The 19,923-nt window shown below is 54.5% G+C and carries 17 protein-coding genes; 12 read left to right on the top strand and 5 right to left on the bottom strand.

Translation table 11 applies throughout. The annotated features are described in order from the left end of the window. Nucleotides 1–207: 207 nt before the first annotated feature. The 7 genes from WBY09_RS09935 (at nt 208) to rnr (ending at nt 10,878) form a co-directional block, all read left to right on the top strand. A complete protein-coding gene (locus WBY09_RS09935) occupies nt 208–1,131 on the top strand; it encodes an AEC family transporter (RefSeq protein ID WP_064780935.1) in 924 nt (307 codons plus the stop codon). Nucleotides 1,132–1,306: 175 nt separating this feature from the next. Beyond that, nucleotides 1,307–2,266, top strand: coding sequence for an aspartate carbamoyltransferase catalytic subunit (locus WBY09_RS09930; RefSeq protein WP_086013196.1), 960 nt, complete (start codon nt 1,307–1,309; stop codon nt 2,264–2,266). After that, a complete protein-coding gene (locus WBY09_RS09925; RefSeq protein ID WP_336232630.1) occupies nt 2,263–3,585 on the top strand; it encodes a dihydroorotase in 1,323 nt (440 codons plus the stop codon). The genes WBY09_RS09930 and WBY09_RS09925 overlap by 4 nt, the downstream gene beginning before the upstream one ends. 1 nt (nt 3,586) lies before the next feature. Then, complete coding sequence (plsY, locus tag WBY09_RS09920) at nt 3,587–4,237, top strand: glycerol-3-phosphate 1-O-acyltransferase PlsY (protein WP_008890783.1); 651 nt, start codon at nt 3,587–3,589, stop codon at nt 4,235–4,237. Between the two features lie 63 nt (nt 4,238–4,300). Then, nucleotides 4,301–5,578 (top strand): DNA-processing protein DprA, encoded by a 1,278-nt coding sequence (dprA, locus tag WBY09_RS09915; RefSeq protein ID WP_336232629.1) that lies wholly within the window; start codon nt 4,301–4,303, stop codon nt 5,576–5,578. Between the two features lie 170 nt (nt 5,579–5,748). Continuing rightward, nucleotides 5,749–8,397 (top strand): type I DNA topoisomerase, encoded by a 2,649-nt coding sequence (gene topA / locus WBY09_RS09910; protein ID WP_336232628.1) that lies wholly within the window; start codon nt 5,749–5,751, stop codon nt 8,395–8,397. Between the two features lie 48 nt (nt 8,398–8,445). Beyond that, nucleotides 8,446–10,878, top strand: a complete 2,433-nt coding sequence (gene rnr / locus WBY09_RS09905; RefSeq protein WP_210517458.1) for a ribonuclease R — start codon at nt 8,446–8,448, stop codon at nt 10,876–10,878. 81 nt (nt 10,879–10,959) lie between these two features. On the opposite strand, the gene WBY09_RS09900 is transcribed toward rnr, so the two are convergent. Continuing rightward, complete coding sequence (locus tag WBY09_RS09900) at nt 10,960–11,742, bottom strand: Hpt domain-containing protein (protein ID WP_063089808.1); 783 nt, start codon at nt 11,740–11,742, stop codon at nt 10,960–10,962. A gap of 188 nt (nt 11,743–11,930) precedes the next feature. Between WBY09_RS09900 and WBY09_RS09895 the strand changes: the two genes are divergently transcribed. The 3 genes from WBY09_RS09895 to rpmG all read left to right on the top strand — a co-directional run bounded on the left by WBY09_RS09895 (nt 11,931) and on the right by rpmG (nt 14,299). After that, the gene (locus tag WBY09_RS09895) at nt 11,931–12,335 is read left to right on the top strand and encodes a DUF983 domain-containing protein (protein WP_197147584.1); all 405 of its coding nucleotides are present in this window, start codon (nt 11,931–11,933) and stop codon (nt 12,333–12,335) included. 197 nt (nt 12,336–12,532) lie between these two features. Next, nucleotides 12,533–14,038 carry a S41 family peptidase gene (locus WBY09_RS09890; protein WP_197147585.1) on the top strand — a complete coding sequence of 502 codons (1,506 nt, stop codon included), beginning with the start codon at nt 12,533–12,535 and terminating at the stop codon, nt 14,036–14,038. A gap of 93 nt (nt 14,039–14,131) precedes the next feature. Then, a complete protein-coding gene (rpmG, locus tag WBY09_RS09885; RefSeq protein ID WP_008890790.1) occupies nt 14,132–14,299 on the top strand; it encodes a 50S ribosomal protein L33 in 168 nt (55 codons plus the stop codon). A 110-nt stretch (nt 14,300–14,409) separates the two neighbouring features. On the opposite strand, the gene WBY09_RS09880 is transcribed toward rpmG, so the two are convergent. Together WBY09_RS09880 and WBY09_RS09875 are read right to left on the bottom strand one after the other, a co-directional pair. Continuing rightward, on the bottom strand, nt 14,410–14,784 hold the full coding sequence (locus WBY09_RS09880; protein WP_197147586.1) for a DUF423 domain-containing protein: 375 nt from the start codon (nt 14,782–14,784) through the stop codon (nt 14,410–14,412). A 238-nt stretch (nt 14,785–15,022) separates the two neighbouring features. Next, entirely contained in the window at nt 15,023–15,703 is a 681-nt protein-coding gene (locus WBY09_RS09875; RefSeq protein WP_008890792.1) for a Crp/Fnr family transcriptional regulator, read from the bottom strand. Nucleotides 15,704–15,948: 245 nt separating this feature from the next. Between WBY09_RS09875 and WBY09_RS09870 the strand changes: the two genes are divergently transcribed. Together WBY09_RS09870 and ggt are read left to right on the top strand one after the other, a co-directional pair. Beyond that, the gene (locus WBY09_RS09870; RefSeq protein WP_064789621.1) at nt 15,949–16,785 is read left to right on the top strand and encodes an alpha/beta hydrolase; all 837 of its coding nucleotides are present in this window, start codon (nt 15,949–15,951) and stop codon (nt 16,783–16,785) included. 118 nt (nt 16,786–16,903) lie between these two features. Next, a complete protein-coding gene (gene ggt / locus WBY09_RS09865) occupies nt 16,904–18,709 on the top strand; it encodes a gamma-glutamyltransferase (RefSeq protein WP_336232626.1) in 1,806 nt (601 codons plus the stop codon). A gap of 81 nt (nt 18,710–18,790) precedes the next feature. Here ggt and WBY09_RS09860 read toward each other — a convergent pair whose 3' ends face one another. Together WBY09_RS09860 and WBY09_RS09855 are read right to left on the bottom strand one after the other, a co-directional pair. Continuing rightward, a complete protein-coding gene (locus WBY09_RS09860) occupies nt 18,791–19,465 on the bottom strand; it encodes an HAD family hydrolase (protein WP_197147587.1) in 675 nt (224 codons plus the stop codon). A gap of 10 nt (nt 19,466–19,475) precedes the next feature. Next, nucleotides 19,476–19,829, bottom strand: coding sequence for an ArsC/Spx/MgsR family protein (locus WBY09_RS09855; RefSeq protein ID WP_197147588.1), 354 nt, complete (start codon nt 19,827–19,829; stop codon nt 19,476–19,478). Nucleotides 19,830–19,923: the final 94 nt, after the last annotated feature.

Genomic DNA, 19,923 nt, shown 5'->3' with positions numbered 1-19,923 from the left:
CAGAACAAACAGTCTATCGACGCCAAAACCTGTTGGATGTGCTGACTATCACATCGGAAAACACCGGCAAAGAACAACTCGCCACCAACTGAATTTTAGTCATCTATGCCAATTACATATTGCGAGCGTATTTCACCGTGCTCAGATCGGTGATAACAGTATGGTGACGTTGAAAGTTCTTCTTCATTACGTGATGAAAGCCACCTGATGCTTGCCATTCTCTCAGCACTTCTGCCGACCTTTGCCCTGATCGTTGTCGGGTATGTGCTGCGCGAACGGCGTTTCTTGCCCGACAGTTTTTGGCCGGGTGCCGAGAAACTGACTTATTTTATCACCTTCCCGGCCCTTCTTTTTTCCAACACCGCCAAAGCAGACCTTGGCAGCCTGCCACTGTTGGGGATTGCGACGGCAATGCTGGGCACGATTGCGATCTGCACCGCACTGATCCTTGTGGTGCGCCCCGTTTTGAAGGTTTCCGCACCGACATTTTCATCGCTGGTGCAAGGCGCCATCCGGCCAAACACCTATATCGGGCTTGCCGTTGCCGCGGCCTTGCTTGGCACACACGGACTAACCGTTACTGCCCTTTGCGTCGCGTTGGTCGTACCCACAGTTAACGTTATTTCCGTTTTGGCATGTGCCCATCTGGGTGAAAATGATCGCAAGCCCGGCGTTTTGTCATTGCTGCGTGATGTGGCAAAAAATCCGCTTCTGATGGCATGCGTGCTGGGTAGCCTGTTTAACGTTCTGGGAATTGGCTTGCCGCCAATCATTGGCCCCTTTCTTGAGGTGCTTGGACGCGCGGCCCTACCCATCGGCCTGCTTGCCGTTGGTGCCGGGCTTGATCTTTCGGCTGCACGGCGCGCAGGTTTTCCGGTCGGGGTTTCAAGTGTTGGAAAACTGGTGTTGAGCCCAGCGATTGCAGCCGGTCTGTGCCTGATGCTGGGACTGCCCGATATCGAACTTGCTGCGGTGGTGCTTTATGCGGCACTGCCCTGCTCTGCCAGTGCCTATGTTCTTGCGCGCCTCATGGGGGGCGATGCGCAGATGATGGCCAGCATCATCACCGTTCATACCCTGCTTGCGATTATCACCATGCCGGTGATCGCCATTTTGACCCAGGCCGTCTGATCGCCGATCGTCTGGCCTTCGCCGCCTGAAACCTGACCGATCAGTCAGGAAATTTGAAGCGATTGGATCGGCATTACCGGCAATATTTAACTTTTCGTGACAGGGGCAATTCGTTATGCTCCGCCCGAAATTTTTCAAAGATCATCCAAGGGAAATGTGCAACGCCATGAGCGTCATGGGACCAGCGGCGGATCATTATCCGCACCCACACCTCCTCGGGATCGAGGGTCTTACCCCCGGGGAAATCACCCTTATTCTGGATCGCGCCCAGCACTATGCGGAAAAAAACCGCTCCGCAGACAAGACCAGCAATATTCTGGCCGGCGCGACAGTTGTTAATCTGTTTTACGAAAACTCCACCCGGACGCTGACATCGTTTGAACTGGCTGCCAAACGTCTGGGGGCTGATGTCATCAACATGACGGTCGGCACCAGTTCGGTCAAAAAGGGCGAAACCCTGATTGATACGGCGATGACCCTGAATGCCATGAACCCGGATGCACTGGTTGTCCGCCATGGCGATAGTGGCGCGGTCAAGCTTCTGAGCGAAAAGGTCAATTGTGCGGTTTTGAATGCGGGCGACGGTCGCCACGAACACCCAACCCAGGCACTTCTTGATGCCCTGACCATCCGCCGCCACAAGGGACGCCTGCATCGCCTGAATGTTGCGATCTGTGGCGATATTGCCCATTCGCGTGTTGCACGTTCCAATATCCTGCTTTTGAACACCATGGGATCGCGCGTGCGCCTTGTCGCCCCGCCAACCCTGATCCCGTCCAAGATCGACCGGATGGGTGTCGAGATTTTCCATAACATGGAAGAAGGCCTGAAGGATTGCGACATCGTCATGATGCTGCGTCTGCAGCTGGAACGCATGGAAGGCAGCTTCATCCCGTCGGTGCGCGAGTACTTCCATTTCCACGGGCTTGACCGTGCGAAGCTTGCCAACGCCAAACCCGATGCCCTGATAATGCATCCCGGTCCGATGAACCGCGGTGTCGAGATCGACAGTGAAGTGGCTGACGACGTTGAACGTTCCGTCATCCGCGAACAGGTCGAAATGGGCGTCGCGGTGCGCATGGCAGCGCTTGAGTTGCTTGTGCAGAACCACAGAAAGATCGGAGGTCAGGCATGAGCCCCGCCATTCGCGCCAAAGGAGCCGGCAAAAAAGCCTTCATCAATGCCAGGCTGCTTGATCCGGTCAAACAAACCGATGAAACCGGTGGCCTTCTGATTGAAGATGACACCATTGCCAAAAGTGGCGCGGACATCACCGAAGGTACTGTTCCAGATGGTTTTGAGGTCATTGACCTTGGCGGTGCATGTTTGGCACCGGGTCTGGTTGATATGCGCGCCCAATTGCGTGAACCGGGATTTGAACATCAGGAAACCATCGAAACCGCTGGCAAATCGGCGGCAATCGGTGGCGTCACCACCATTATTGCCCTGCCCAACACCGATCCGGTGATTGATGACGTGGCCGGTGTCGAATTCATTGCCCGTCGCGCCCGCAAGGTTGGCTTGGCCAAGGTATTTGTCTATGGCGCCGTCTCCAAGGGCATCGAGGGGCAGGAAATCACCGAAATGGGTCTGCTTCATCAGGCCGGTGCGGTTGCCTTCTGCGACGGGATCAAGACCATCGCCAGTGCACGTCTGCTCCGCCAGGCCTTGTCCTATTCCACGTTCTTTGATGGCATGATCGTCCAACACCCGGAAGAGCCCGAGCTTTCCAAGGGTGCGTCGATGAATAGCGGCGAACTGGCAACCCGCCTTGGCCTTTCCGGGGTCTCGCCACTGGCCGAAGTCATTCAGATCGAACGCGACTTGCGACTGGTTGAAATGACGGGCGGGCGTCTGCATTTCGCCCATATTTCGACCGGTGAATCGGTGGAAGTGATCCGCAAGGCGAAGAAACGCGGGCTTAAAGTCACCTGCGATACCGCACCGCCCTATTTCGCACTGAACGAGAATGCGGTTTCGGATTACCGCACCTTTGCCAAGCTGTCACCGCCGCTTCGCTCCGAAGATGACCGACAGGCGATTGTTACTGGCCTTGCCGATGGCACGATTGATGCCATTGCATCGGACCACAACCCGCAAGATGCCGATTCCAAACGCCTTCCCTTTGCGCAGGCCGCTGCCGGTGCAGTCGGGTTTGAAACCTTGCTTCCGATGGCGTTGGAACTTTATCACAACGGGCATATGTCGCTGCTCGATGTGATTACCAAACTGACCCGCACACCAGCCGAACTGGTGCGCATCAAAGGGGCTGGAACACTGGCAGAAGGAACCGCAGCCGATCTGGTGATCTTTGATCCGGATCGCCCGTGGAAAATTGATCCGTACCAGTTCCATTCGAAATCGAAAAATTCACCGTTTGACGGCCGTCTGACACAGGGGCGCGTCCTGCGCACCCTGATCGATGGCCGCGAAGTCTTCTCGGAAGGTGCCTGAAATGGAACTTGATGCCACCTATAAGGCAATGTTGATGTCGCTCCAGGTTGCGACGGTCTGTGGGTACCTGTTGGGCTCTATCCCGTTTGGTCTGGTTCTGACCCGCATGGCTGGCCTTGGCGACATCCGCCAGATTGGTTCCGGCAATATCGGTGCAACGAACGTTCTGCGTACAGGTCGCAAGGGATTGGCCTTCCTGACCCTGATCGGCGATGCGGGCAAAGGCGCCTTTGCAGCACTGCTGTTCACCCACCTTTACGGTGCAGAGCAAGGAATCTTTGCCGGCGGCGCCGCGGTTATTGGCCACATGTTCCCGATTTGGCTGCGGTTCAAGGGCGGCAAAGGGGTTGCGACAACCCTTGGCACGCTTGCCGCCGTCAACTGGATTATGGGCCTGTGCGCTGCGCTGACGTGGTTAGTGATGGCGCTGATCTTCCGGATTTCTTCGCTTTCGGCACTTATCGCCATGATCGCGGCACCGTTGGCGGCGTTCTTCATCGCCAACGATCCTGGTGCCGGGTGGCTTGGCGTATTCTTGGCTGTGATTGTCTGGCTTGCCCATCACGCCAATATCAAACGCCTGATCCGCGGTGAGGAACCCAAGATCGGCCAGAAGAAAAAGCAGGCTGACGAAGAAACCCCTGCTTCATAGGCGCAAGATGCCCCTTCGAATAGCTTGACGAAATAACGCCCGGATGACCACAATCCGGGCGTTATGCATTTACCCAACCAACAACCATCGCGATTATCGCAATCGGAACGTCTGGCACGCATGCGACTGGCGCGCAGCACCAATGTCGGACCGGTCACCTTTCGCAAATTGCTGGAACGGTTTGGTTCAGGCCGAAATGCCATTGATGCCCTGCCCGATGTCATTGCCCAAGCAAAGACCACGCGAAAGATCAAGATTGCCAGTCGCGACGAAACGGTTGCGGAAATTGAAGCCGCGAAGGCATCGCGCGCCCGACCGATCATTTTCGGCGACCCGGAATATCCGGCACTTCTGGCGCGGATTGATGATGCCCCGCCCTATTTTTATGCCATCGGACGGATTGAGCTTCTTGGCAAAGCCGCCATCGGGATCGTTGGTGCGCGCAATGCTTCGGCAACGGGATGCGGATTTGCCCGTAAAATCAGTCATGAGCTCGTAAACGCGGGCTATGTTGTTGTGTCAGGTATGGCACGCGGCATTGATGGCGCAGCCCATGCGGCGGCCTTGCAAAGCAAACATGATGCAGGCGGTGGTACGATTGCTGTTCTGGGTGGCGGCGTGGATGTCGTTTATCCCCGCGAACATCAGGACCTTTATGCGCAACTCTGCGAACAGGGGTGTGTGGTGTCAGAAATGCCCCCCAGCCTCCAACCACAGGCAAGGCACTTTCCCCGTCGCAACCGCATCATTTCTGGATTGTCATTAGGAACGGTTGTCATCGAGGCCGGGCGGAATTCCGGATCGCTTATCACCGCCCGCTTTGCCGCCGAACAAGGGCGCGATGTGTTTGCCGTTCCGGGCTCCCCGACCGATCCGCGCGCAGCTGGTCCGAACAGTTTGATCCGTGACGGTGCAATCTTGTGCGACTCTGCCGACGTAATTCTGGATGCCCTTCGAATTGCCGAGCAAAACAGTCATCTGTTTGAACAAAATCACACCTTCAACACAGATGCGCGCGACGCAATCCCTGACGCCTCAGCCGAATCATATCACGAGATAACGGCATCACTGGAACAAGACGCGGTCATTCTGGGTGAAAATAAAACCCGGCAATCAATTGAATTAGAAGAATTTTCTGACGAACCCGACACCAACGAAGACTCCGTCAAAGAGATAGAAGAAATCTTTGATTTGCTGTCTGCTAGCCCCCTTCTGATTGATGAGCTCATTCGTACGTCTGACTTGCCCGCCGAGCAGGTTTCGACAATTTTGATTGAGCTCGAACTTGCAGGAAGGGTTGAACGTCACCCCGGAAATAGGGTATCGCGTATCGCCAAATGAGAGTCGCGTCGGATATGGATGTGACAAATATTGTTGTGATTTGCCGCAATTTGCGCAATTTGATCTGAAAAACAGCGACACACTATAATATATGTGTGCAGACTTTCAGGTTACGGACCACACAGCATAATGACCGCCTTCGGGCGCAAGAACCGGACACGAAAAACGTAATGAATCTTGTCATCGTCGAATCCCCGGCCAAAGCCAAGACGATCAATAAATATCTCGGCGACGATTATAAGGTGCTGGCCTCGTTTGGTCATATCCGCGATCTGCCGTCCAAGGATGGTTCGGTCGATACCGACAATGATTTTGCAATGGTCTGGGAAACCGATGGCCGTTCCGAAAAGCAGATCAAGGAAATTGCTTCGGCGGCACGTGACTCTGACACCATCTATCTCGCGACTGACCCGGATCGCGAAGGTGAAGCCATTTCCTGGCACATTCTTGAAGTTCTCGAGCAGAAAAAATTGCTCCGCGGTCGCGATGTCCATCGCGTCGTGTTCCACGAGATCACCAAGAAAGCCGTCACCGAAGCCATCGCCAATCCGCGCGAGCTTAATCAGGAACTGGTGGATGCCTATCTGGCGCGCCGTGCGCTTGATTATCTCGTCGGCTTTAACCTGTCGCCGGTTCTGTGGCGCAAGCTGCCCGGTTCGCGTTCGGCTGGCCGCGTGCAATCGGTTGCGCTCCGTTTGATTTGCGAACGCGAGATCGAAATCGAAGCTTTCAAACCCGATGAATACTGGTCGCTTGAAGCTGGCTTTGCCGTTCCCGAGGGCAAGTTTTCCGCACGTCTGACCCATCTGAACGGCGAAAAGCTTGATAAGCTGGCACTTGGTGATGAAAGTGCCGCCAAGATCGCCAAGGAAAAGGTCGAAAGCCGCAGCTACACCGTTTCAAAGGTCGAGCGCAAAGACGTCAAACGGCGTCCGCAGCCACCCTTCACCACATCGACCCTGCAGCAGGAAGCATCGCGAAAGCTTGGCTTTGGCGCAAAGCGCACCATGCAGCTTGCCCAGCGCCTTTATGAAGGTGTCGATATCGGTGGCGAAACGGTTGGTCTGATCACCTATATGCGTACCGATGCCGTAGTGCTTTCACAGGAAGCCCTCGCCGCTGCACGCCGCCTGATTGGCAAGGATTACGGTGATCAATACCTTCCGGCCAATGCGCGCAGCTTTGCCAACAAGGCAAAGAATGCGCAGGAAGCCCACGAAGCTGTCCGCCCGACCGATCTGTTCCGTCGTCCGGAACAGGTTTCGCGTCACCTTGATAAAGACCAGTTGGCGCTTTACACCCTGATTTGGAAACGGACCGTGGCGTGTCAGATGGAAGACGCCCGTTTCGATCAGGTCGCAGTTGATCTGTCATCGAATGACAATCACGTGGTTCTGCGTGCAAATGGTTCTGTTGTGAAGTTTGACGGCTTCCTGAAGCTTTATCAGGAAGGCAAGGATGACGAGGCTGAAGACGAAAATGATCGTCGCCTGCCGCCGCTAAAAGAAGGCCAAAAGCCTGACCTTGGCAAAGTCAGCATTGATCAGCACTTCACCCAGCCCCCGCCCCGCTATACCGAGGCGAGCCTGGTCAAGAAGATGGAAGAACTCGGCATTGGCCGTCCGTCGACCTATGCGTCGATCATTTCGGTTCTGCAGGACCGGAACTATGTGTTGCTGGAACGTCGCCGTTTCGTCGCACAGGACCGTGGCCGTCTGGTAACAGCCTTCCTGTCGAAATTCTTTGAACGCTATGTGCAGTACAACTTCACCGCCGATCTGGAAAACCAGCTTGATGAAGTTTCCATGGGCAAGCTGGAATGGAAAGACGTTCTCAAGGATTTCTGGAAGTCGTTCAAAGGCAATGTCGACGAGGCCAAGGAACTCAAAATCACCGACGTCCTTGATGCCCTTCAGGTGATGCTGGAAAACTATCTGTTCCCGCCGCGCGAAGACGGAACAGACCCGCATAAATGCCCGAAATGCACGGATGGAACACTGAGCCTCAAGCTCGGCAAGTTTGGCGCCTTTCTTGGCTGCTCGAACTATCCGGAATGCAATTATACCCGGCCGCTCGTTGCCAATGAAAACGGCTCCGAGTCCGAACTTGACTCCGGCCCCAAAGTCCTTGGCATTGATAAGGAAACCGGCAAGGAAATCACCCTTCGAAAAGGCCCGTATGGCGTTTACGTCCAGCTTGGCGAGGAAGAGGAAGTCGAAGGCAAGAACGGCAAGCCGAAAAAGGTCAAACCGAAACGCACATCCCTGCCCAAGGGATTGGAGCCGTCTGTTGTTGACCTGACCAAGGCCGAAGAACTTCTGACCCTACCGCGTGTTGTCGGGATTTATCCCGATACTGGCGAGGAAATGAAGGCCAATATCGGCCGTTTCGGCCCATACGTTCAGGCAGGCAGCATTTTTGCCTCTCTCAAGGCCGACGATGATGTTTTGACGATCGGTGAAAACCGGGCGATCACCTTGATCGCGGATAAGCGTGAAAAGTCCGGCACGGAAATCGGCAAGCATCCCGATGATGGTGAACCGATCTTTGTCGCCGTTGGCCGCTGGGGACCGTTTGTTAAGCACAAGAAAACCATCGCCAATATCCGCGATGTAGAACGTGATGACATCACCCTTGAAATGGCCATCAAGGCCATCAAGGAAAAGGAAGCCAAGTCGGGCAAAACGACCAAGGCCACGACCAAGAAAACGGCAACCAAAACCGCAACGGCGAAGAAAAAAGCCCCTGCGAAAAAGAAAGCGGCTGCAAAGAAACCCGCAGCAAAGAAGACAACCACGAAAAAGGCGGCGGCGAATTAATCGCCGCCTTCCTTTTCTCTGGAATACCTATGAAAGGACGCCGCAACGTTGGCGAACGATACAGAAGACAAAAAACACTTCCCCACCAAGGAAGAGATTATCGAATTCATCGATATGAGCCCGACACCGGTTGGGAAGCGCGAAATTGCGCGCGCCTTCAACATTAAGGGCGCAGCCAAGATCGAACTCAAAAAAATCCTGAAAGACCTGAAAATTGGCGGCGATGTCGTCAAGGGCCGCCGACGTTTTGACAAACCCGACCGCCTACCCCCGGTTGAAGTTCTGGAAATCACCGGCGTTGATGACGACGGCGAAGTTCTGGCCAAACCGAATGTCTGGAAACATGAATACGAACCGCCGCTGATTGTTGTGAAATCAATTCGTCGCGGCGGCCCAAGCGCGCCAGGTATTGGTGACAAGATTCTCGCCAAGCTGCGCTATACAGGCAAGCACACCTACGAAGCCAGCATCATGCGGGTCCTTGGAAGCGGGCCACAGCGCGTCTTGGGACTCTATCGGCCCAATGAACGCGAAGGCCGCGTTGTGCCCACAGACCGCAAGGATAGCGGCGAGATCGCGGTCCCTCTTGACGACCATCCTGATCTTGAAAGCGGCGCACTGGTTCTGACCGAAATTTTGCCGGGCAAACATTTTGGACTGCGCAAAGGCCGGATTACCGAGGTTCTTGGCAATATAAATGAACCCAAATCCATCAGCCTTGTATCGATCCATGCACGCGGCATTCCGTTTGAATTCCCGCCGGAAGTCGAACTTCAGGCACGTGAGTCCAAGGCCACACCACTGGGTAAACGCACTGATCTGCGCGACATCCCGCTGGTCACCATTGATGGCGCCGATGCGCGTGACTTTGACGATGCTGTCTGGGCCGAAGCCGACCCCGATCCCGCCAATGAAGGTGGCTGGCACATCATGGTCGCGATTGCTGATGTGTCCTGGTATGTGCGTCCGGGCGATGCACTTGATCGCGAAGCGGTCAAACGCGGCAATAGCTGCTATTTCCCGGATCGTGTGGTGCCGATGTTGCCGTTTGAGCTTTCGAACGGCTGGTGTTCGCTTGTCCCGCATGAAGATCGCGGCTGCATGGCGGTTGAAATGTGGCTGGATAAACACGGCCATAAACTGCGTCACAAGTTCTGCCGCGGGATGATGAAATCGGCCGCCCGCCTGACCTATGATCAGGTTCAGCGCGCCATGGACGGACAGCCAGACGACACCACCGGTCCGCTGGTTGATACCATCATCAAGCCGCTGTATGGCGCGTTTAATGCGTTTTTGGAAGCACGCAAGAAACGTGGCGTACTTGAACTTGATGTGCCCGAACGCAAGATCGAGCTCAATGACAGCGGGCAGATCGTTGCCATTGCGCCGCGTGCACGGTTTGACAGTCACAAGCTGATCGAAGAATTCATGATCGCAGCCAATGTCTGCGCTGCTGAGGAACTTGAACGTATCAAGCAACCCTGCATGTATCGTATCCACGATGCACCGAGCGAGGAAAAGCTTGAAGCGTTGCACGAATTCCTTGAAGGCGCTGGCTATAAGCTGAACAAGGCATCGGTCTTGAAACCGCGTGATTTCAACCGCATTCTTGAACTGGCCAAGGACACCCCAGAGTCTGAGCTGATCAACACGGTCGTGCTGCGCAGCCAGTCACAGGCAATGTACAGCCCCGACAATATCGGGCACTTCGGCCTTGCACTGAAACGGTATGCGCACTTTACCTCCCCGATCCGGCGCTATGCCGACCTTCTGGTCCATCGTGCTTTGATCGCGGGCCTTAAACTTGGTGAAGGCGGTTTGACGCCCGAAGAAGGCGAACGGTTCGAACAGATTGGCGAGGACATCTCGGGCACCGAACGACGGGCGGCCATGGCCGAACGTGATGCGGTTGACCGTTATGTCGCAGCCTATATGTCCGACAAGGTTGGGGCAGAGTTCCCCGGTAAGATTTCTGGCGTCACCCACTTTGGTCTGTTTGTTTCATTGAACGAAACAGGGGCAGACGGGTTGGTTCCGATTTCCACCCTGCCCGATGACTATTACGTCCATGACGCAGCAAGCCACGCACTTGTCGGGCAAAATCGCGGCAAGAAGTTCCAGCTGGGTGATACGGTTGTCGTCAGGATCGCCGATGCCGATGCGGCCACCGGATCTTTGGCTCTGCGACTGGCAGAACACGCAGACATTACCGCCCGCGACTTGGTTGAACGGCCACGCGGACGGCGTGGTGCTGGTAAACGGCGCGGCAGCCCGGGCGATCGCAGCCATCGTCATGGCAGCAAGCCGGGTTTCCGATCCGGCCCACGGGACGCAAATGGCCCGGCTGGGTCGTCTGCGACCAAGTCCAAAGGCAAGAAAGCAGCGGCAAAGAAAAAGACCACACCGAAAAAGCAGCGCAAGCTGGTGGCATCAAACCGGGCGGCGCGCAACGCCCCCAAGCAGGGTCCGAAGTCGGATTAGCCCCGATCTGCCAACACAAACAATAAAAGGCGGCCGATATGGCCGCCTTTTTCTTTTCGAAGCTAACGATCCGACAAAAGCTCAGAGCATCGTTTCGATGAATTTCGCCAGGTGCTCTGCGGTTTGTTTACCCTTGTTGCTGATGATCGCAACGTTTTCAGGCAGGCCTTCAAGATCGGGATGCGACGCATCGAAACTCGTCAACAGACCAAGCTTTTTGTCTGACAGGGTTTTCATCGCAGCCAAGGCACGGATCAGTTCGATCCCGCTGAGCCCATCAAGCACAGCAGCTGTAATGACGGCATCCGGGCGCGATTGAACCACCGTTTCGAACGCCTCGACGGCCGAACGGGCCGTAATGGTGCGAAAACCCTTTTCACGCAGTGCACGTTGCAAAAAATGCCCCTGAACAGCGGTCGCGGTGACAATAAGGACTTCCTTATCCTGCGCTACTGCAACTTCGGATGCATCATCCTGCTCATCGGCCTTGGCGCTGCGGGTCGGCAGGGAACGCAGAATACGGGTTTCTTCTTCGGCCTGGGGGTTGGTGCCACTTTCGATGATCTCGCGGATCCAGCTGGTGAAATCCACCAGCGATGCCGCTTCGAGATCATCAATTTCGCTTAGTTCGGCAATATAATCTTCAAGCCGATGCGCAATCGCGCCCACCAGCGGGAAGCCGAATGATCCGGCAAGTCCTTTGACGGTGTGTGCCTCGCGCCGCAGTTCGGCAATTCCCGGTCCGGCTTCGTCCATTCCGCCAGCAACGCGATCAATCGTGGTTTCAATACGATCAATGCGTTCGATGGTGTCCTCGATGAAGTCCTGTTTCAGACCGGCAATGACTGCGTCTGCACTTCCCACTGGGCACTCCCTTGGCAACTGTTCGATCAAGCAAATGTGACCATGTATACGCCCCTGAGGTGAATAGGCAGGGCCGATTTTACTTGCTTGCGCAACCGAACATCATGATGATGGCGTACAGTCTCAATGCCTGTTTTCGCCACACGGATCAAGAGGGCGCTGAGATATGACAGGAGTTAATTTTATATATGAATGCCCCACACGATATTTCTCCCGACACAAATGCCACCAACAGCAACCAAAGCAGCGGTCGACTGATGACCGGTTTGCGTCGCGGATTTCGCCGCAAATGCCCGAATTGTGGCCACGGTTTTGCTTTTGGCGGCTATTTGAAGCTTCGTTCCGAGTGTGATGTTTGCAATCACCCAATCGGGGAATATCGTTGTGATGATGCCCCGCCCTACTTCACGATCTTTCTAGTCGGACACATCGTGGTTCCGGGTGCCTTGGCGATGGAACAGAATTTCAGCCCGTCCATGGCACTGCAACTTTCGATCTGGCTTCCGGCCACCGTCGCATTATGCCTTGGCTTTCTGCCCTTTATCAAAGGGGCTGTTCTTGGCACTCAATGGGCCATGCGCATCAAAGGATAGTCGTTGGCAGAATGCCAATTTTTCCAGTAGAATGCGTAGGTTATCTCGCCTGAATTAACCGGATTGTTTAATTGGTCGCACTTCGCGTAGCACAGAATGCATATTACAATCCCGACGCAGGAGTGCGACGTTTGCGGCGCACCTGTGTTGCCGTCGGGTTATGTGTATTGCAGGCTGCCTGCGCCACTTCAGACCGGATGGCAGTAACCTCGCCTGATGATCCGCAGACGCGCGAGCTGATTTCTCAAACAATCGAACTTGTCGCAACACGCTATATCGATCCGATCAGCCGTGAACAGATCCTGGTGAGCACCCTTGATGGACTCTCATCGATTGACGAAAACATTCGCGTCGACATCACCCCGAGTGATTTGGTCTTGCAATATGATGACCGAACAGTCGGCAAGATTGCCCTTCCGGCGTCATCCGATGGTATGGTGGATCACGAAAACCTTCAGATCTGGTCCGAAATCACGCTAACCGGATTGGCAAGATACCGGGCGCACTCAGCCAAACTGCGCAGCACGGACACCAAAGACATCGAGTCTGCCCTGATCAGTGGTGCGATCCGCAATCTGGACCGTTACAGCCGCTATGAGGGGCCGGTACGTGCAGAAAATGCGCGCAACCGTCGTGACGGCTATATTGGCATCGGCGTTCGTGTGGTTGGCGGAAGTGGCTACCCTGTTGTCAAACTTGTTCATGCGGAAAGCCCGGCTGCGCGTGCCGGACTGCATCCCGGCGATCAGATCCTGACGGTCAATGGCGAGGACATGTATGGCAAAGCCAGTCGCTATGCTGCCGACTTGCTGCATGGCGAAGAAGGAACATCTGTCCTGCTTGAGGTGAATGCAGCCAAAAGCAATGCCATCACCCCCATGGAGATACTGCGTGAACGGGTGATTGACCGGACAGTGTTCGATGATGTCCGTGACAATATCCTGGTTGCGCGTGTCAGCAGCTTCAACTCAGCAACCGCGTCAACGCTTGCAGACAGCATCATGAAGGCGAAACTTTATGATGGTGGCCTTCAAGGTGTTATTCTCGACCTTCGTGGAAACCGTGGCGGACTTCTGCAACAGGGCGTTGCGGTGGCTGACCTGTTTCTGGCCGATGGTCCGATCGGCAAGACATTTTCGCGTGTCACAGCCGCACGTCACATATTCAAGGCAGAAACCGGCGATTTGACCAATGGCGCGCCGCTGGTTGTCCTGATTGACGGACGCACAGCGTCGTCAGCGGAACTGGTTGCAGCAGCCCTTCAGGATCGCCATCGTGCTGTGCTGATCGGGTCCACAAGCTTTGGCAAGGGGTCCGTTCAGGCAATCAATGATCTGCCCAACCATGGGACATTGACCTTTACCTGGTCGCGCATGACAGCCCCTTCTGGATACACCTTTGATAGAATCGGTCTTTTCCCGGCTATCTGCACGAAATCAGGCACAGGTAGCACCGCTATTCACAAGGTGGCGAACGCCCTGTCACAGCGTGATGAGACCGCCTCGGTGATGATGAAATGGCGCAAGCTGGACTATCAGGACGAAAAGAGCCGCCGTGAACTGCGCAGCGTTTGTCCGGCCAGCACAAATGGTGAAACATTTGATGTCGAAGTTGCACTTGAGCTGCTGAAAAATAACCGTGAATACAAGAATCTGGCCTATGTCGGACAACAGGAAATCGCCGATACTTTTGCCAGCCAATAAAATTACATTCTTTTTTCCAAAATGGCTTGACACTCTGCCGATAACCTTTATGTTCCGCCGCCTGAGATACACCTGAACACAGGATGCAGAGACATGGCGAAGCCCGCTTCGATCCTCGTAAAGTTGGTAAGCACCGCAGACACCGGTTACTTCTATGTTGTTAAGAAGAACCCGCGGAATACCACCGAGAAATTCCAGTTTCGCAAGTACGACCCGGTCGTGCGTAAGCACGTCGTGTTCAAAGAAGCGAAAATGAAGTAATCTGGTTCTTCGGAACTCGATTGCAAAGATTTAAAAAAGACGTGTCCTTCGGGACACGTCTTTTTTGTTTGTACTTGCCTGCTTCAGGTTAAATGCCACGTGCTGCGATATCAGCCAAAGCGTCTGTATCCCGCCGCAGCAAGCAACAACCAGCCCCCAATAAAGGCAAAACCGCCAATCGGCGCCACGGCACCAAACGCAGAAACACCGCCAAAGGCAATGGCGTACAAAGACCCGCAGAAGAAAACGATCCCGACAAGCATTGCATAGGCGGCAATGCGCAGGAACTTCTCATCGGGCACATGATGAACCAGACCAGCAATCGCGGCCAGGGCAACAGCATGTACGAGCTGATAATGCGCGCCCTTCTCGACCAGGCCACGTGCATAATCCATTTCGCTTCCAGCCATGCCATGGGCGGCAAACGCCCCCAACGCAACCGCCATCGCACCATTCAGTCCGGCCATAACCACAGAAATACGCATCAGAGGTTCCCTTAAAAAGAAGTGCTGTTGTTTCGTACAGATTAGACATCAACAAATCTGTCCGCCATGCGAAAACGCAAAAAAATGGCCGTACAACAAGTGTACGGCCAGTAACTCTCTTGGGGGAGATGTGCCGGAACATTTAAATGTCCGCCACACCAATACCTTTACCTGTCGATCACCCTCTTCTCTGTGACAGTCATCACATGAAGACAAAAAAAAATCATACAAATACGACCTAATGAATTGACTCACTTAGGAATTCTTCAAGTCGGCGCACATCCGGGACGAAAAGACCGGTCTCAACCTTTGTCACCAGTTGGCGACGCCCAAGCGTGCTCATGACGCGTGCAACGGTTTCACGCGATGTGCTGACACGCCCGGCGACCTCGGAATGAACCGGAACGGGTGACAAAAGTGCCGAGCCGTTATCGTCACAAACATTGTTGGCACGGCGCAAAATTTCCGCCACGACCCGTTCGTTGGCGCCAAGTGTGCTAACATCAACAATTCTTCGGGTCGAGTTCCGCACAATTCTGGCCAGTTCGCTAATCACGTTCCAGGCAACTGACGGGTGATTTTTGACGACCTTTTCAAAGTTGGCCGGGCTCAAAATACCGACACTGGTATCGTCAACCGCAATCACACAGGCCGAACGCGGTTGCCCGTCAATGGCAGAAAGTTGGCCGACACAGCCACCTGCCCCGATTTCCTCAAGGGTGATTTCGCGCCCCGAAAGCGAGTAATTAACGATCCGTACCCGCCCGGACAAAATCAGGTAAACGTCCGAACTATCTGATTCCGGTTCGATAATTTGCGTCCCGGCCGCAAACGTCTTTCGGTTGACGTGGCGTTCGACGTCTGCAATCGCGCTCTCATCGAGATCCGCGAAAATGCCGACCACTGATAATTTAACCATATCCCCCAAGCTTCTCACTACGGTGTTGTTAGTGTCCGGAGCACAGACCCCCTGCGTTCCCTCACATCTTTTACTGTCCCGGACGCAATCATAAGCAAACAACTTCAGACTGACAATCATTGCCAAACCAAAGTCGGACTCCCACATGTGATTGGACAAGATTATGCTGCATGCGCGAACATAATCGAGTTCTTTTTAATCAAGGCATATATTTGCATCGATCCCGCATCGCGAGGAGGCAGGCCATGAGTCCCGAATTGGAGATTTTCCGTCGCAGCCCGACCGGCAAACCCAAAAGTAAACATCCATTGGTGTTTGTACATGGCGCCTATACCGGGGCGTGGTGCTGGAACGAACATTTCCTGACCTGGTTTGCAGATCGCGGCTTTGAGACCGTGGCGTTTTCCTTGCGCGGCCATGGCGGAAGTGGCGGCCGCGAACTGCGCAGCCTCGCATCCATTGACGATTACGTCGAAGACCTTGAAGAGGTTGTCGAGACCCTTGGCAAGAAGCCGGTGCTGATTGGTCATTCGATGGGCGGCTATGTCATTCAGAAATATCTCGAACGCCACAGTGCCGAGGCCGCCGTCCTGATGGCCTCAGTTCCGCCGGAAGGCCTGATTGCCAGCAATGCGATGATGGCAATGGCCCAGCCCGATCTGTTTTTCCATATGTTCTGGCTTCAGGCCATTGGCCCCCATACCCTGCTTCGTGAACGTCTGGGGCGGGCGATGCTGTCGCCTGATATCGCCGAAGATGAAGGCATGATCTATTTCGGTCGGCTCGAAACGGAAAGCCAGCGGGCGATTACGGACATGATGGGCGCAAACCCGATCTTCCTGACAAAGGATGAAGCGCCAGCCATGCTGGTCATGGGCGCACGCGACGATGAAATCATCCAGAGCGAGCTGATCCACCACACAGCCAAGCGCTATGGCGCGGATTATGCTCTGATTGACGATATTCACCACGCGATGATGCTCGATCAAAACTGGGAAAAGGTCGCCGAAACCATACTGGAATGGCTGCAGGTCAAGCTCGTCAGCCAACAGCGCAGCAAAGGCAACAAGACAGCAGCCTAGGCAACCTACACTGGATTTTTACTGCACATTTGCACCCGCATCTGCCACGATGCGGGTGTTTTCTTTTGAGCGCCCCGACAAACAAAATACCCCGCCAAACAAAACAAAGGTCTGGAACATGCCCCTTAACGCTCCTGTATCTTTCGAAACAGTCAAACTTCGCCCACAACTTCTGGCAGCCCTTATCGCTGCGGGCTTATGCGCATGCCTTGGCCAAGGTGCTGTTGCCCAACAAACAACAGACGCCGTTGCGCCTGAGGCAAGCACGGCCGGTTCCTCGTCCGAAATGCGCAAGGCCGCCACTGCCAGCAACTGGATGATCAGTGCTGCAAACACGCTGGCAGTTCAGGCAGGTGCTAATATCTTGCGGTCTGGTGGCAACGCCATTGATGCGATGGTCACCATTCAGACCATGCTTGGCCTTGTCGAACCGCAATCGTCCGGGCTTGGGGGCGGCGCATTTTTGGTTTATTTCGATGCAGCGACTGGAAAGCTGACCACGCTTGATGGCCGCGAAACCGCGCCTCTGAACGCAACGCCGACGCTATTCCAGGATGAAAACGGCGAACCGCTTAATTTTTATGATGCGGTTGTTGGCGGCAGGTCGGTTGGTACGCCCGGAACCCCTGCCCTGATGAAAGCTGCACACGAAAAGTGGGGGCAGCTTCCTTGGAAGAGCCTGTTCGATCCGGCAATTGGTATCGCCACAACGGGCTTTGAAGTTTCTCCACGTCTTGCTGCCTTGATCGCTGATGATCAGGAAAAACTTTCACGCGATCCCGAAGCAAAGGGCTATTTCTTTGACAAGGATGGCGAGCCACTTGCGGCCGGTACGGTTCTTCAAAATCCGAAATATGCCAAGACCCTTCAAGATCTGGCAGCCAACGGGACCGTGAATTTCTATCAGGGTCAGATCGCCCAGGACATTGTCGACAAGGTTAAGGGTGCCAGTTGGAACCCCGGCGTCCTGTCACTTGCGGATTTTGCCAACTATCAGGTCAAGGAACGCCCACCCGTCTGTATCGAGTATCGCGATCATGATGTGTGCGGCATGGGACCACCTTCTTCGGGGGCGCTAACGGTCGGACAGATCCTTGGACTGGTTGAACCCTATGATATCGCCGCGATGGGCCCTGAGTCTGCGCAAAGTTGGCGTTTGATCGGTGATGCATCGCGTTTGGCATTTGCAGATCGCGGACGTTACATGGCAGATATTGATTTTGTCCCGATGCCATTGACGGGCTTGCTCGATAAAACCTATCTGGCGGAACGATCCAAACTGCTTGATCGGGATACCGCACTTGAATCCGTCGAACCCGGCATGCCAAGCTTTAGCCACGCCATGAAATTGGCCGACGACGAAGCGATTGAACTGCCAAGCACCAGCCATTTCTCGATCGTCGATATCTATGGCAATGCGGTTTCGATGACGACCACGATTGAAAACGGCTTTGGTTCACGCCTGATGGTGAACGGCTTTATGCTCAATAACGAGCTGACCGATTTCTCGTTCAAGACCCATTCCGATGGCGTCCCTATTGCCAACGCCTTGGCACCGGGCAAACGCCCGCGTTCATCGATGGCGCCCACCATCGTGATGAAAGACGACAAACCGGTAATTGTCACGGGTTCACCGGGTGGATCGCGTATCATTGGGTATGTGGCCCAATCGCTTATCGGGATGATTGATTGGAACATGTCGCCCAAGGACGCCATCGACATGCCCCACCTGGTCAACCGGTTCGGCACCTTTGACCTTGAAGCAGGATCCGATGCCGAAAACTTGGCCCCGGCACTGGAAGGCATGGGCTTTAAGACCGATATCCGCGATCTTAATTCCGGCATTCACGCCATTATGATCACCGAAGACGGCCTGATTGGCGGGGCTGATTCCCGCCGCGAAGGCATTGTGGTTGGTGAATAAAGACATCCTGCGAAAACAAAAGAACGGGCAGCCCCAACACGGCGCTGCCCGTTCTTTTTTGATGGACACTATGAACGCCAGCTAGGCTGCAGACATCCAATCGGCCAACAGCCGATAAAGGTCGCGATGGTCGGTCGCAATATGATGCGCACCGGCATCAAGAAGGTAGTTGGCCGGCGTAATATCGACAAGACCGATGGTCGTCGCACCGGATGCAACACCTGCGCGCACGCCATTCTGGCTGTCATCGACAACAATGCAGTCCTTGATATCGACACCGATTTTCTGTGCGGCCAGCAAAAAGACATCCGGATGCGGCTTAGGGTTTTCGACATCATGTGCCGAGCAAACCCGCCCTTCAAAACGTTCCTTCAAGCCAACCTTGGCCAGCGACACATCCATCTTGGCATGTGGACCGTTGCTGCCAATCGCAATGGGAATGTTGTTTTCTTCCAGCAGATCAAGCACCGGATCAAGATGTGCGAACGGTGTCAGATCGTTGCGAAAGGCCGTAAACGTACGTTCGTAGCATTCAGACAGCCAGTCTTCTGGCAGCGTAATGCCAAACATCTGTTCCATTTTTGGCGGCACCATCGCCAATGTGCCACCAATGAAAAGATCATGGGTCTTCGCCATATCCATGTCGCAGCCATAATCACAAAGCTGCTCTGTCAACACGCGACAGGCAAGTGTTTCAGTATCGACCAAAACACCATCACAATCAAAGATCACACCCCGAACGACCGGCTTTGCCATTTCCGCCCCCTTACAATCCGGCCAGATCAGACCAGCGTTCCTCATCATAGGCGACCGTCCGGGTCGAACCGAAATCAACAACCGGACGTTTGATCACGGTCGGATTGGCGGCAAGCACCGCGGCCGCAGCGGCACCGCCCTGCTCCAATGTTGCCTTGTCGTCGTTACTCAGGTTGCGATAACTCGGCCCACGCTTGTTGATCAAAACCTTACCCCCGACTTCATCAAGCCAGGCTTCAATGGTCTTGGCGTCAATACCGTCAGCACGGAAATCATGGAGCTTGTTTTCAATACCCTTGGCCTCAAACCATTTAAGGGTTTTGCGGACAGTGTCGCAGTTCTTGATGCCGTAAATCGTAACCATATCAAATCCTGTACTTTAATATCTTCGGGATGCTGCCATGCATCGCGCAATCGGTTTTGACCCTAAATCCCGGAACCTATATAAAGACCGCGCT

The sequence above is a fragment of the Thalassospira sp. CH_XMU1458 genome, assembly GCF_037027205.1.
Taxonomy (GTDB): domain Bacteria; phylum Pseudomonadota; class Alphaproteobacteria; order Rhodospirillales; family Thalassospiraceae; genus Thalassospira; species Thalassospira tepidiphila.
The sequence above is the reverse complement of the archived record's forward strand: the minus strand, read 5'-3'. Positions and strand labels throughout refer to the sequence as shown.